The organism is Janthinobacterium sp. GW822-FHT07H11, from assembly GCF_058798615.1.
Genome location: NZ_CM179507.1, coordinates 4,971,463 through 4,985,452 on the forward strand (window position 1 = coordinate 4,971,463; position 13,990 = coordinate 4,985,452).

General features: G+C 64.5%; 14 protein-coding genes. 6 read left to right on the plus strand and 8 right to left on the minus strand.

Annotated elements, in window-relative coordinates:
- Window position 1 precedes the first annotated feature (1 nt).
- Both AC3RCJ_RS21965 and AC3RCJ_RS21970 read right to left on the minus strand, forming a co-directional pair.
- Window positions 2–466, minus strand: a complete 465-nt coding sequence (locus AC3RCJ_RS21965; RefSeq protein WP_492959041.1) for a CYTH domain-containing protein — start codon at window positions 464–466, stop codon at window positions 2–4.
- Window positions 467–478: 12 nt separating this feature from the next.
- Window positions 479–1,600, minus strand: a complete 1,122-nt coding sequence (locus tag AC3RCJ_RS21970; protein ID WP_492959043.1) for a M14 family metallopeptidase — start codon at window positions 1,598–1,600, stop codon at window positions 479–481.
- 314 nt (window positions 1,601–1,914) lie between these two features.
- On the opposite strand from AC3RCJ_RS21970, the gene AC3RCJ_RS21975 reads away from it, so the two are divergent.
- Window positions 1,915–2,577, plus strand: coding sequence for a TetR/AcrR family transcriptional regulator (locus AC3RCJ_RS21975; RefSeq protein ID WP_492959045.1), 663 nt, complete (start codon window positions 1,915–1,917; stop codon window positions 2,575–2,577).
- A gap of 96 nt (window positions 2,578–2,673) precedes the next feature.
- Window positions 2,674–3,045, plus strand: a complete 372-nt coding sequence (locus tag AC3RCJ_RS21980; protein WP_152281136.1) for a hypothetical protein — start codon at window positions 2,674–2,676, stop codon at window positions 3,043–3,045.
- A gap of 56 nt (window positions 3,046–3,101) precedes the next feature.
- Here AC3RCJ_RS21980 and scpC read toward each other — a convergent pair whose 3' ends face one another.
- Window positions 3,102–4,598 carry a succinyl-CoA:acetate CoA-transferase ScpC gene (scpC, locus tag AC3RCJ_RS21985; protein WP_492959048.1) on the minus strand — a complete coding sequence of 499 codons (1,497 nt, stop codon included), beginning with the start codon at window positions 4,596–4,598 and terminating at the stop codon, window positions 3,102–3,104.
- 160 nt (window positions 4,599–4,758) lie between these two features.
- Here scpC and AC3RCJ_RS21990 point away from each other — a divergent pair, with 160 nt between their 5' ends.
- Entirely contained in the window at window positions 4,759–5,652 is an 894-nt protein-coding gene (locus AC3RCJ_RS21990) for a LysR substrate-binding domain-containing protein (RefSeq protein ID WP_492959050.1), read from the plus strand.
- Between the two features lie 54 nt (window positions 5,653–5,706).
- Here AC3RCJ_RS21990 and fucP read toward each other — a convergent pair whose 3' ends face one another.
- Window positions 5,707–7,008 (minus strand): L-fucose:H+ symporter permease, encoded by a 1,302-nt coding sequence (gene fucP / locus AC3RCJ_RS21995; protein WP_492959052.1) that lies wholly within the window; start codon window positions 7,006–7,008, stop codon window positions 5,707–5,709.
- A gap of 304 nt (window positions 7,009–7,312) precedes the next feature.
- Here fucP and AC3RCJ_RS22000 point away from each other — a divergent pair, with 304 nt between their 5' ends.
- Window positions 7,313–7,546, plus strand: a complete 234-nt coding sequence (locus tag AC3RCJ_RS22000; protein ID WP_131688218.1) for a DUF3563 family protein — start codon at window positions 7,313–7,315, stop codon at window positions 7,544–7,546.
- Window positions 7,547–7,656: 110 nt separating this feature from the next.
- Window positions 7,657–8,184, plus strand: a complete 528-nt coding sequence (locus AC3RCJ_RS22005; RefSeq protein ID WP_492959054.1) for an NADPH-dependent FMN reductase — start codon at window positions 7,657–7,659, stop codon at window positions 8,182–8,184.
- A gap of 58 nt (window positions 8,185–8,242) precedes the next feature.
- On the opposite strand, the gene AC3RCJ_RS22010 is transcribed toward AC3RCJ_RS22005, so the two are convergent.
- The 4 genes from AC3RCJ_RS22010 to AC3RCJ_RS22025 form a co-directional block, all read right to left on the minus strand.
- Window positions 8,243–9,949 (minus strand): lactate permease LctP family transporter, encoded by a 1,707-nt coding sequence (locus tag AC3RCJ_RS22010; protein ID WP_492959056.1) that lies wholly within the window; start codon window positions 9,947–9,949, stop codon window positions 8,243–8,245.
- Between the two features lie 100 nt (window positions 9,950–10,049).
- Window positions 10,050–11,495, minus strand: coding sequence for a LutB/LldF family L-lactate oxidation iron-sulfur protein (locus AC3RCJ_RS22015; RefSeq protein WP_492959058.1), 1,446 nt, complete (start codon window positions 11,493–11,495; stop codon window positions 10,050–10,052).
- Window positions 11,492–12,208 (minus strand): LutC/YkgG family protein, encoded by a 717-nt coding sequence (locus AC3RCJ_RS22020; protein ID WP_492959060.1) that lies wholly within the window; start codon window positions 12,206–12,208, stop codon window positions 11,492–11,494. The genes AC3RCJ_RS22015 and AC3RCJ_RS22020 overlap by 4 nt, the downstream gene beginning before the upstream one ends.
- The gene (locus AC3RCJ_RS22025; protein ID WP_492959062.1) at window positions 12,205–12,999 is read right to left on the minus strand and encodes a (Fe-S)-binding protein; all 795 of its coding nucleotides are present in this window, start codon (window positions 12,997–12,999) and stop codon (window positions 12,205–12,207) included. Before AC3RCJ_RS22025 ends, AC3RCJ_RS22020 begins: the two co-directional genes overlap by 4 nt.
- Before the next feature lie 153 nt (window positions 13,000–13,152).
- Here AC3RCJ_RS22025 and AC3RCJ_RS22030 point away from each other — a divergent pair, with 153 nt between their 5' ends.
- Window positions 13,153–13,866, plus strand: coding sequence for a FadR/GntR family transcriptional regulator (locus tag AC3RCJ_RS22030; protein WP_492959064.1), 714 nt, complete (start codon window positions 13,153–13,155; stop codon window positions 13,864–13,866).
- The last annotated feature ends 124 nt before the right edge of the window (window positions 13,867–13,990 follow it).

The window sequence follows — 13,990 nt, forward strand, 5'->3', positions numbered from 1 at the left end:
ATCACCACTGTGAAAACGGGTGGCGGATCAAATTCGCGTTGTAGTAGCGCGCATCACCCGACACTTCCGCGCCTATCCATTCCGGCTTCTCGAAGGGCTGGTCTTCCGACGCCAGTTCGATCTCGGCCACGATCAAGCCCGCGTTGGCGCCGAGGAACTCGTCGATTTCCCACACCATGCCCGCGTGCTCGATGCGGTGGCGGACCTTTTCGATCAGCGGCTGTTCGCACAGGCCGTCGAGCAGTTCGACGGCGTCGGCCAGTGGAATCGGATATTCCCACTCGCCGCGGGCCACGCCCACGTTGGCGCCCTTGATGGTCAGCATGGCCTGTTCGCCCTCGATGCGCACGCGCACCACGCGCTCGCGCGCGGACGACAGGTAGCCCTGGCGCAGCAGGACACGCTGGCCCAGGCCACGCCAGGCCTCGCCTTGCAACAGGAATTTACGCTCGATCTCGACGCCCATGATCAACGCCGTTCAATCCAGCGACAGCAGGATGGGCTGCAGCATGGCTGCGCCCAGGGCCGCGCTGCGCGCGCCGTTCCAGCCCACGCTTGGGTCCGGCAAGTCCGCGTTTTCCTTGAACGGCATTTCCAGGGTCAGCGCCAGGCAGCCGAAGTGGTGGCCGATGTATTTCGACGCCAGGGTCAGCATGTCCGATTTGTACTTGCTGGCGGCGTAGCCGAACTTGTCCTGGAAGTCGGGGCTGGCCTGCTTGTAGCGTTCGATGAAGGCCTTCTGGTGCGCGGCCTGGGCCGGCGTGAAGTTTTCCAGCATTTCGTTGCCGGCCACAAAGTTGTACGGCAGCGCCTCATCGCCGTGGATGTCGAAGAACATGTCGACGCCCGTTTCGTGGATCTTGTTTTTCACGCACAGCACTTCCGGGCTCGATTCCAGCGATGGCGTCATCCATTCGCGGTTCAGGTTGGCGCCTGCCGCATTCGTGCGCAGGTTGCCGCGGATGGAGCCGTCCGGGTTCATGTTCGGCACGATGTGGAACACGGCGCGCTGCAAGAGCTTGCGCGCGATCGGGTTGGCGTCGTCCAGCAGCGAGTCGATCAGGCCTTCGACAAACCATTCGGCCATCGATTCGCCCGGATGCTGGCGCGCGATGACCCAGATTTTCTTTTCCGCCTGCGGGTTGCCGATGGTCACCATGTTCATGTCGCGGCCGTCGACCGTGCTGCCCAGGTCGGACACGCGCGCCAGCGGATGCTCGGCCACTTCGCCCAGCAGGCGCAGATGGCGTTCCCACGAATACGGCTCGAAGTAGGCGTAGTACACGCTGTCGAGTTCCGGCGTGTGCGAGATCGTCATCACCTGGCCGTCGAACGCCGTCGGCACGCGGAACCAGTTTTCGCTGTCGTAGCTGGCCACGGCCTGGTAGTCTTCATAGCCGGCCGGATAGGTGGCCTGGCCCGCGTTCAGGAAGCGCAGCGTGCATGCCTGGCCACGCGCGCCTTGCAGGCGGAAGTGGAACCACTGGTGGATGTCGGCGTGGCTGTCCTTGCGCAAGTTCAGGTCGATGGCGCCGGCGCTGCTGGCGCTCACCACCTCGATGGCGCCCGAGTCGAAATTCTGGCTGATTTTAATGGTCATGTAATGATCCCTTCAGTGTTGTTAGGCGTAGTCGGGTGACGCGGCGGCGCCTCGTGAGCGGCCGTCGGCACACCCAAAAACGCAGTGTAAGCGATCCCGCCATTTTCCGCCCTTTGCCGGCATTCGCAAAGCCTGGCAAGCCGATTTATGCACCAATCCGGGGCATCGACGGAAAAGGCACGGGCAAAAGGGGGAAAAATTGGCCAGCTGTCGCATCTACCGGACAAAAAACTGATTTGTAACAACGCCGGACACATTGGCAAGCAATACCGCCCCTATAATTCTTTCTTTCATAGAGTCGCCAGGAAAGAGTCGTGGACAAGAAGTTAACAAATATTCAGGAACGCAAGCTGCGCGAAGCCCAGGCGCGACGCGAGCACATCATCGACGTCGTCAAGGATCTCATCAAGAAAGGCGGCGCGCGCGCCGTCTCCATCCGCAAGGTCGCCGAGGCGGCCGGCTTTTCCACCACCGTCGTGTATGCATTGTTCCGCGACAAGGCCACCCTGATCGCGCAGGCCATGGACAAGGACTTGCTGGAACTGGTGCGCGCCATGCGCAGCGCCAGCGAGGCCGGCGTCGACCACTGGGAACGCATCCGCCTGGTGGGCCGCGCCTATGTTGAGTATGGCTTCCAGCACCCCGACGAATACTCGCTGATCTTCATGGAATTGCGTCCGCATGCGGAAGTCGACGCTGTCGAAGTCGAACACGGCAATATCGAACAGGACCCGTATGCCTACGCGCTGCACCTGTTCGGCGAACTGGCGCAAACGGGCCAGGTGCGCCACGACGAGCCGGCGCTGCACGCCATGACGCAAATCTTCTGGCAATCGCTGCACGGCCTCGTTTCGCTGCGCATCGTCATGGATGCGGGCGACCCGTGGACGCCGCACCCGGAAATGCAGCAGCACATCGACGACTTGCTGGCCGTCGTCACGACAGGCATCCGCCTGCGTTTTGCTGCCATTTCCTGACGTTTGATCCAGCACAAACCGCGCCGGCGAAAAAGGCGGACAGTGGAGTCAAGCCGCCTGCGCTGGTGCAGCACGGCTGGCGCGAAGGAGCTTGAAATGAACGAAGCCTATGCCACGGACCGGCTTGACAAACAGCAAAGCGCGCACAATGCTGTCCGTATGGAAGCGCGGCTGACAAAATTGGAAACGGACCGGGAACATGACCGGCAATGGTTCAAGACGCTCGAACAGCGTCTTGGCGATGGCCTCGACAACGTGCGCACGGAATTGCGCGACGAATCGCAGCTGCTGCGCGCCGACCTGACGCAGTTTCGCGGCGACCTGCGCGGCGACTGCCATGCCCTGCGCACGGAACTGGGCGATATCCGCAAGCACATGCATACCCACTTCCTGTGGTTCATGGGTATTCAGGCCACCACCACGTTTGCCTTGCTGGGCTTGGGCGCCAAGGCCCTGCATATGTACTGAAGAGTGAAAAAGGCAGGTGCGGTGCTGCACCGCCCTGCCCTTGCGCCGCCCCGGCCTTAGCGCGCTGCCAGCATGCTCTGCGTTTCCTGGTAGCGCGTATGCCACGACAGGGCCTGCTCCAGGATGTGCGGCGTGTGGCCACCGCGCTGGCATGCCGCGTCGTAATAGGCACGCAATTGCTCGCGGTACTCGGGATGCGTGCAGCGCTCGATGATCAGCGGCGCCCGTTCGCGCGGCGCCAGGCCGCGCAAGTCCGCATAACCCCATTCCGTCACCAGCACGTCGACGTCATGTTCCGTATGGTCCACGTGCGAGACCATCGGCACGACGCTGGAAATGCGCCCGCCCTTGGCCGCCGATTTCGACACGAACATCGACACTTGCCCGTTGCGCGCAAAGTCGCCCGAGCCGCCGATGCCGTTCATCATGTGCGTGCCGCACACGTGCGTGGAATTGACGTTGCCGTAGATATCGAACTCGAGTGCCGTATTCAGGGCGATGATGCCCAGGCGGCGCACGATTTCCGGGTGATTGCTGATCTCTTGCGGGCGCAGCACGATTTTTGACCGGTAGTGGTCGATATTGTCCATCAGCTTCTGGTGCACGGCGGCCGACAGCGTGATCGACGAGGCCGAGGCGAAGGCCAGCTGGCCCGAATCGAGCAGTTCGATGGCGCTGTCCTGCAGTACTTCCGAATACATCGTCATGTTCTGGAAGGGCGAACCGATCAGGCCGTGCAGCACGGCGTTGGCGATGGTGCCGATACCTGCCTGCAGCGGCAGCAACTCTGGGCCCATGCGTCCGGCTGCCACTTCGCCTTCGAGGAAGGCGATCACGTGGCCGGCGATGGCCTGCGTTTCCGCATCGGGCGGCAAGGCGTTCGACGGGCTGTCGGGGCTGTCCGTGATGACGATGGCGGCGATGCGGGCCGGATCGATGGCAATGGCCGTGCTGCCCAGGCGCTGGTCCACGCGCGTAAGCGGGATCGGCTCGCGGCCCGGCAAGGTGTGCGGAATATAGATGTCGTGCAAGCCTTCCAGCGCCAGCGGCGTGGACAGGTTGATTTCGATGATGACTTGTGCTGCCTGCTGGGCAAAGGCGGCGGAATTGCCCACGGACATGGTCGGGATGATGGCGCCGGCCGCCGTGATGGCCGTCGCTTCGATGACGGCGATATCGACGGCGGCCAGGTTGCCAGAACGCAACTGCTCGGCCGTTTCCGACAGATGCTGGTCGATGAACATGACTTCGCCATTGTTGATCTTGCCGCGCAGCACAGGGTCGACCTGGAAGGGCATGCGGCGCGCCAGCACGCCCGCCTCGGCCATCAGGCCGTCGCTGCCGTTGCCCAGCGAAGCGCCCGTGATCAGGGTCAGGCTCAACGGGTCTTGCAGGGCGCGCTCGGCCAGCGCGCGCGGCAGGGCCTTGGCGTCGCCGGCACGGGTGAACCCGCTCATGCCGACACGCATGCCGTTGTGGAACAATTTGGCTGCCTCATCGGCGCTCATGATTTTGCTGAGCAAGCCTGGGTGGCGGATACGGTCCTCGTACATCGTGATGCTCCTGATATTCTTAATATTCTCAAATTGGATGGCTGTCATACACCAGCCCCATAAGTGGGTTTCAGTATAAAATCCCGTCCATATGCATGGCATGAATTAATTTCGCCATATCCAGTCGATATTTTCATACCATGCGGAGACGAGCCCCATCTTGGATATCCGTTCCCTGCGCTATTTCGTGGAAACCGTGCGCCTGTCGAGCTTTACACAGGCGGCCGAATCGCTGCACCTGACCCAGTCGACCATCAGCAAGATGGTGCGCCAGCTCGAAGATGAAGTGGGCGCGCAGCTGCTGGTGCGCGACGGGCGCAAGCTGACCCTGACGGACACGGGCCGCATCGTCTACCAGCACGGCCAGGAAATGCTGGCGAACATGCGCCAGCTGACCCTGGAAGTGCGCGACACCCAGGCCTTGCAGCGCGGCAGCCTGACGGTCGGCATCCCGCCCATGATCAATGTGCTGTTTACGCCCGTCTTAAAAGCCTTCCGCGCGCGCCATCCGCACATCAGCCTGACCCTGCAGGAAGACACGGGCCAGCAGATCGAGCGCCAGGTGGCGGCCGGCGAGCTGGAAATCGGCATGACGGTGCTGCCGGCCGATCCGGAACTCGACCTCGTGGCCGTGGAAGTGGCCAGCTACCCGATCTGGGCCCTGGCCGAGCCGGGCACGTTCCAGAAAAACCGCACCACCTTGCCCTTCAAGGCACTGGCCGACTTGCCGCTGGTGTTACTCAAGGATGATTTCGCCCTCACGCGCAGCCTGCGCCAGCATTTCGCGCAGGCGGGCTTCACGCCGACCATCGCGGCGCAGAGCGGACAATGGGACTGGCTGGTGGCGATGGCCTCGGCGGGCCTGGGCGTGGCCCTGCTGCCCGAGCCGTTCATCCACCGCCTGGCCGGCGAACCGCTGGAGACGGTGCGCATCGTCGAACCGGAGGTGGCGTGGCAGGTGGCGCATATCTGGAGCGGGCGCTATCTGTCGCATGCGGCGCGCGCCTGGCTCGAAGTGTGCCAGGACGTGCTGGGCACGCAATTGACGCCCTGACGCAAAAAAAGGGTGGCCGAGGCCACCCTTTTTACTTACCGCACAGTGCTGCGCTTATTTCGCGCCGTCGTTGTACATGCTGGCGTATTTCCAGCCGAAGTACAGAATGAAGGTGTAGCACAGGGCCGGCACGAGGAAGGACAGCTGCAGGTTGATGTGGTCGGCCAGGAAGCCCTGGATGAACGGCACGATGGCTCCGCCGACGATGGCCATGCACAGGATACCCGAACCTTGCCCCGTTTGCGCGCCCAGCTTGTTCAAGGCCATGCTGAAGATGGTCGGGAACATGATGGAGTTGAACAGGCCGACGGCGATCAATGCCCACATGGCCGTGTGACCGCTGGAGAACACGGCGACGAGGATCAGCGCGATGACGACGGCGGCGTTGAAGGCCAGGGTCTTGCCCGGGCTGACATAGCGCATCACGGCAAAGCCGACGAAGCGGCCCAGCATGGCGCCACCCCAGTAATAGCTGACGAAATAGGCGGCGTCGGCGTGGCTGAGGCCCGCGATATGGCTCTCGCCCAGGAAGTTGATCAGGAAGCTGCCGATGCTCACCTCTCCGCCCACGTACAGGAAGATGGCCAGCGCGCCCAGCACCAGGTGGCGGTGCGACCAGATCGAGACCTTGTTGCCGTCCTGCGCCAGAGCCGCCGCATCGTCGGCATGCGAAATCTTGGGCAATTTCGCCAGTGCGAACAGCACGGCCAGGATCACCAGGGTGGCGGCCAGCGCCAGGTACGGGCCCTGCACGGAAGCGGCTTCCTTGGCGCGGTAGGCCAGCTGCTCGGCCGCCGGCAGCAGGTCGAACTGCTGCACCGTCAGCACGGTGCCCGACAAAATCAGCATGCCGCCCAGCGCCGGCGCCACGGTGGTGCCCAGCGCATTGAACGCTTGCGTCAGGGTCAATCGGCTCGACGCCGTCTGCGGGTCGCCCAGTTCCGTCACGTACGGGTTGGCCGCCACCTGCAGCACGGTGATGCCGGCCGCCAGGATGAAGAAGGACAGCAGGAACAGCGCATAGCTGCCGGTGGACGCGGGGTAGAACATGGCGCAGCCGGCGGCGGCGATCAGCAGGCCGGCGACGACGCCGCGCTGGTAGCCGATTTTCTTGATCAGCATGCCGGCCGGCAGGGACACGATGGCGTAGGCGCCAAAGAAGCAGAACTGCACCAGCATCGCCTGCACATAGGTCAAGGTGTAGATCGAGCGCAGATGGGGAATCAGCACATCATTGAGTGAGGTCAGCAGTCCCCACATGAAAAACAGCACCGTGACAATGATCAGGGCGCCTGTATTGTTTTGCGTGCCGGCCTGTGCGCGCGGTACGCCCAGCCCCTGCTTTACGTGTTCCATACTTTCTCCATTGTTCTATCCAAGATTGTCTTGCCCTGCCTGGCGCATCGATTGCATGCTCACCGCCCGGCAGCGGCACCGCTCGTGTTTGAAAGCAACATTCCCCACAAGCCCGAGCGCGTAGTAAAACTACCTATCTACGACCGCATTATGCCCGAAAGGCCCCGTATTGCGCAGCTTTCCCAGCCATTATTCGATAATTGAATAGCTGACATTCGAAATCAAAAGTAGCCTTATAACTTGGAATCGCTATACTTATATTGCAGTGCAGCACAACGCGGCACGCCACTCAAAGGAGTCTGCCATGTCTACCGCATTTACTTACCACACCACGCAAAACAGCAATATCGTCGCCACCCTGGTCCATGCCGCCAAGCGCGTCGGCGCCTGGCTGAATCACAGCAGCGACCGTCGCGAACGCGCTTACGAAGAAGCCTACCTGGCCGAATCGACCGACCGTTACGACCTGGAATACCGCATGCGCGAACTGGCCCGCGCCAACCCGCAGCCTAGCTGGATGAGCGGCCTGAGCCGTTAAGAGTGCAGCAATACCAGCCATGCATTGCAGCCCATCCTCGGCTGTTGCAATAGCGATAGCGCCATCCTGCTCGCCTTGCGCTTGAGCACAGGATGGGCTATACAGGCGGGATGCAAACGCCCATTACGATTCTCGCCATCGCCGGCAGCCTGCGCGCCGCCTCCCTGAACACCGCCCTGCTGCGCGCCATCGCCCGGCTTGCCCCGCCGCCATTTGACGTCCGCATCTATGCGGGACTGGGAGAATTGCCGCTGTTCAATCCCGACCTCGACGCCGACAGCGTGCCGGCCGTGACGGGCCTGCGCGACGCCATCCTGGCGGCCGACGTGCTGCTGCTGGCCAGCCCCGAATACGCGCACGGCGTGAGCGGGCCCATGAAAAATGCGTTGGACTGGATGGTGGGAAATGAATCATTCATCGACAAGCCGCTGGTGCTGCTGAACGCCTCGCCGCGCGCCACGCATGCGCAGGCGGCCCTGCGCGAGACGGTGCGCACCATGTCGGCGCGCCTGATCGACGAAGCCTGCATCAGCCTGCCCCTGCTGGGCTCGGGCCTCGATGCCGACGGTATCGCCGCTGACCCGGCATTGCGCCGGGCCATACTCAATATGCTGCAGTGCATCAGGTCATTTTCATGACCCTCTGCACGTTTCGCTATCAGTTCATCTAGTTTTACTACGTACTTCTACGGACTGCTCAGTGCGGGATCATGCCGGTGAAGACATAGGCCTGCAGCATGGTGATCACGCCGATGATGATGGCGAACAGCAGGCTGTGCTTCAGGGTGAAGCGGAACAGGTCCGATTCCTTGCCCACCAGGCCCGTCGCCGCGCAGGCGACGGCGATCGATTGCGGCGAAATCATCTTCGCCGTCACGCCGCCCGTCGTATTGGCCGCCACCATCAAGGTATCGGACACGCCGATCTGGTGCGCCGTGGTGTTTTGCAGTGAGCAGAACAAGGCGTTCGACGAGGTGTCGGACCCCGTCAGGAAGACGCCCAGCCAGCCCAGGAAGGGCGAGAAGAACGGGAAGGCGGCGCCGCTGCCGGCCAGCAGCAGGGCCAGGGTGGACGACATGCCCGAGTAATTGGCGACAAAGGCAAACGCCAGCACCAGGCCGATCGACAGCACGGGACGGCGCAATTCCATCACGGTTTCCACGAAGGCCTTCACGCCATCGCGCGGCTTCATGCGCAGCATCAGCATCGACAGCACGGCCGTCAGCAAGATCGCCGTGCCCACGGCCGACAGCAGATCGAGCTTGAACACGGCGTCATACGCCTTCGGCTCTGCCACGATGGGCATGGTCTTCATCACCAATTTATCGAGGTAGGGCACGTGGATCTTGATGACCAGGCCAGACAAGGCGCCGCCGGCCGCAAACAGGGCCTTGAAGCCGGGCAGGCTCCACACGGTGACGATGGCCGTCAACAGGCCGAACGGTGCCCAGGCGCGCATGGTCTGCGCCGTCGTGTAGGGCGAGGCGGCGCGGTTGCCGCCGCCGCGCACGTCCGCCTTGCCCGCGCCACCGCCAAAACCGGACAGCGCGGCCGTGCCGCCACCGACGGCGTGGGCCACTTTCGCGTTCTTCGGCTGCCATACTTTCAGGAACAGGGTCAGCGACACCAGGCTGACGAGGGCCGAGGTGATGTCCGGCAGTTCAGGGCCGATATGGTTGGACGTGAAATACTGGGTCACGGCAAAGCTCAAACCCGTCACCAGCGCGGCCGGCCACACTTCGCGCACGCCGCGAAAACCATCCATCATGAAGACCAGCCAGAATGGCACCAGCAGCGACAGCAGCGGCAGCTGGCGGCCCGCCATGGCACCGATCAGGAAGGGGTCGATGCCCGTCACCTGCCCCGCCACGATGATGGGAATACCCATGGCGCCGAAGGCCACGGGCGCCGTATTGGCGATCAGGCACAGGCCCGCCGCATACAGCGGGTTGAAGCCCAGGCCCACCAGCAGCGCCGAGGTGATGGCCACGGGCGCGCCAAAGCCGGCCGCCCCTTCCAGGAAGGCGCCGAAGGCAAAGCCGATCAGCAGCACCTGCAGGCGCTGGTCGTCCGTCACCGACAGCACGGAGGCGCGGATGATATCGATCTGCCCCGTCTTGACGACGATCTTATACAGGAAGACGGCCGTGACGATGATCCAGGCGATGGGCCACAAGCCGTACGCGAAGCCGTAGCCGGCCGCCGCCAGCGCCTGCGGCACGGGCATGCCATATGCGAAGATGGCCACGGCCAGCGCCAGCGCCAGCGTGACGGCGGCCGCCACGTGGCCCTTGATGCGCAGCGCCGCCAGGGCGATGAAGAAGAAGATGATGGGAACGGCTGCCGCCAGCGACGACAGCCAAAGGCTGCCGAGCGGTGTATAAAGTTGGGTCCAGGTTTGCATGTCGGGTCTCCTCCGGTGGATGCGGGTTGATGAAAAAACGGCTTTTGATGTAATTGTGTGTAGCGTGTTTTTTGCGGTGCTTCGGTGCTGCCGGGCCGGGCTATTCTTCCTGCCCGCGTGCATTGAGCAGGTCGGCCAGGCTGCGCGGCGCCGGCGTCAGGGGCTTGCGGTGCTGCGTCCAGCCCAGCTGGGCACGCGGCGTCAGCGCGCGCAGGCGCGTGGCGGCCCAGCGGAACAGGCGGTAGCTGGCGGGGCGCGCAAAGGCGCCGCTCCAGAAGCGCCAGATCAGGCTTTCGCCGCGGCTGAACTTGGCCCCCTGCCCGCGCAGCGGATGCGCCACCTGCTCGTCGGGATTGCGGTTCGCCTCCGTGCGCAGGCGCACCAGCAGCTGCGGAATCGGGATGCGCACGGGGCACACCTCGCCGCAGGCGCCGCACAAGCTCGACGCGGTCGCCAGGTCGGCCGTCGCGTCCAGCCCCAGCAAGTGGGGCGAGATGATCTTGCCGATCGGCCCCGGATACGTGGTGCCGTAGGCGTGGCCGCCGATGCGCGTGTAGACGGGACAGTGGTTCATGCAGGCGCCGCAGCGTATGCATTGCAGGGTGGCGCGCAGCTGCTCGTCCGCGTAGGCCTGGCTGCGGCCGTTATCGAGCAGCACCAGGTGCACTTCGCGCGGGCCATCCTTTTCGCCGGCGCGGCGCGGGCCGGAAATGAGGTTGAAATACGTGGTGATGGCTTGCCCCGTCGCCGAGCGCGTCAAGAGACTGGCCAGCGGCACGATGTGTTCCAGCTTGGCGACCACCTTTTCCATGCCCATGATGGCGATGTGCACTTCCGGCACGGAGGTGGTCAGCCGGCCATTGCCTTCGTTCTCCACCAGCCACAAGGTGCCCGTGTCGGCTGCCGCGAAATTCACGCCCGACAGGCCGATGTCCGCGTCGACGAAGGCCTGGCGCAGGGCGCGCCGGCCCGTCTGGATCAGGCTGTCGACGTCTTCCGTGTAGGGCGCGTCGGGAATATGCTCGGCGAACAGGCCGGCGATGTCGGCCTTGGTCTTGTGAATCGCCGGCATGACGATGTGCGACGGCTTTTCGCCGGCCAGCTGGACGATGTACTCGCCCATGTCCGACTCCAGGCAGGTCATGCCGCGCGCTTCCAGGTAGTGATTGAGCTCGATTTCCTCGCTGGCCATCGACTTGCCCTTGATGAAGCGCGTTGCCTTGGCCTTTTGCGCGATGGCGTGGATGATGGCGTTGGCCTGCTCGCCATCCTCGGCCCAGTGCACCTGCACGCCGGCCGCCGTCAGCGTGTCTTCCAGCTGCACCAGCAGCTCGGGCAGGCGCGCCAGCGCGTGCTGGCGCACGGCTTCGCCGATGTCGCGCAGGCGTTCGAGTTCCTCGCCGTCGGGGAACTGCGCGCTGCGCTTGTCCTGTAAAAAATCCATGGCGCCGCGAAAGCTCTGGCGCAGCTTCGGGTCGTCCAGCGCGGCGCGGGCGCGCGCATGGAAGTCCGCCGGCTTGACGAATTGCAATGGCTTGGCGTTCATGGCTGGCCTCCTTCATGGGCTGACAGGTCGTCGACGATCAGCACCCACAGCCAGCGCGGGCCGTGCGCGCCATACGCGAGGGTTTGCTGGATATCCGACGTTTTCGAGGGGCCGGAGACCAGCACCAGGTTCGCTGGCATGCCGTCCGCCCAGCGCTCGGCGCGCGCCGCCGCATGCAGGTCCGCATGCAGCGTGCTCGCATAGACAAGGCAAGCGTGCAGCGGCGGCGCCAGCGACACCGTGCGCGGCGTGGCCGCATCGGGTGCGATGACCAGGGTCCCGCTGGCGGCGATGCCGGAACGGGCAACGGTGAAACCCGCGTCGACGGTGTCGAACAGTTCCCCCTTCCACTGCGCCAGCGGACGCTCGAACGACAGCGCCTCCACGCCCTGCGGCAAGGCGGCGCGCAAGGCCCGCCCTTCGGCGCTGCCGGCGTCGAGCAGCAAACGGCGTACGCCGTGTTCACCGAGGCGCCGCGCCAGCAGGGCCGGCCAGGCGTCCACGCTGACGCAGTCAACCTGCGCGTGCGAAGCGCGCAGGGCCGCCTGCATGGCGTCGAGCTGCTGGCGCGGCGACTGCGGCAATTGCGCGCGGCGCGCCTGGTAGTGATTGTCGATGGCCGTATCGATGAGCTCCACCGCCTCGGGCGCGGAGGGTGCGGCGGCGCGCAGCCGGCCCAGCATGCGTTCGCGGGCGGTCAATGCCGTGCTCATGGCGCGCCTCCCGTGCGGCGCCACAAGAAACTGGCCAGGTGTTCGACCGGCAGCGGCGCGCCCTGGTGCTGCGCGGCGTGGCCGATGTTGAGCAGGCAACCGCAGTCGGCCGAAACGAGCCGGTCGCAGCCCGTGGCGCAGGCCGAGGCGATCTTGTCGCTGACCATGGCGCCGGAAATGTCCGGGTGTTTCAGTGAAAACGTGCCGCCGAAGCCGCAGCATTCCGATTCGCGCTGGTGTTCGATGCGCGTCACGCCGGGCAAGGCGTCGACCATGGCCACGCCATGGCTGCGCGTGCCCATCTCGCGGCGCGCGCCGCACGAGGTATGCAGCACCACGTTTTCGTCCGGCTGCCCGGGGGCAGCCAGGCCGGCCAGGTCGAGCTTCAGCACGCAGACGAGAAATTCGCTCAGTTCATACACGCGTTCGGCCAGTTCTTGCGCCTTGGGACCGGCGACGCGGTCATCCTGGAACAGCTGCGGCCAGTGGTGGCGCATCATGCCGGCGCAGGAACCGGACGGCACGATCACGGGCCAGGGCTGGGCAAACAGGTCGAGCTGGGCACGGGCCACGGCACGCGCCTGCTCCGGGTTGCCGCTGCTGTAGGCGGGCTGGCCGCAGCAGCTCTGGCCACGCGGATAGTGCACCAGCAAGCCTTCGCGCTCCAGCAGGCGCACGGCATCGAGTCCCGCCTGCGGCACGAAGAGGTCCACCAGGCAGGTGGCGAACAGGTATACCTGCAATGGCGCGGGCGGATAGTGGCGTGGCGCGTGGCGCGGACCTGGCTGCATGACTGTGTCTCCCCGGCGCTCTGTGTGTTGCTGTGGCGCCGCTATGCGTTGTTAAGAATGACTGCTTGACGCATAATTCCAGCTTCCAGGGGACACTTCAAATTGCTTGGACCACTTTAAAACAACAGTGCGGCACAAGACAAAGAGACGGCGATGGCGACAGGCATGCAGGGGCGGGGAAGAGTCGAGGCGGTGATGCGGCGGCTGGAGACGGCATTGCTCGACGGCAGCTTGCCGGCGGGCGCGCAACTGCCGGCGGAACGCCTGCTGGCGGAACAATATGGCGTGGCGCGCAACACGGTGCGCGAAGCGATACAGCGGCTGGCCGCGCGCGGCCTGGTGCGCAGCCGGCGCGGCGCCGGCGTCTTCGTCACGGACCAGCTGCGCACGGGCATCGCCTCGCCATGGAGCCAGCTGGTGGCGGACCACCCAGCCCTGCGCGACGACATCCTGGAGTTTCGCCGCGTGCTCGAAGGGGCGACAGCCTATTTTGCCGCGCAGCGGGCCAACGCGGACGAGCGCGCGCACATCATGGCCCTGCTGACGGAACTGGAACAGGCGCGGCTGGCCGACGACAAGCACGGCGAAGCGCAGGCCGATGCGCGCCTGCACGAAATCATCGCGCAGGCCTCGCACAACACCATGTTCCTGCACTTACATACCAGCGTCATCGGCATGCTGCGCGAACACATCACCCTCAACGGCACGGGCTTGCGCCAGCAGGACGACGCCACCTCGCATCAATTGCTGTCGCAGCACCGCACCGTCTGCGAAGCGATCTGCGCCAGCCAACCCGAAGAAGCGCGCACGGCCATGCAAAGCCATATCGATTTCGTGCGCACGCGCGTCACCCGCGAGGACGGCTAGGTCCCGTCCTGGGGTGCATGCCTGCCCGGCACGGGTGCCAATCGCCCACTGGTAGGACCAATCGCGCATTTTCCTGCGCACGCCTGGCAAGCGTCGTAATTTGTCGCAGGGCGCTGCAAGAATG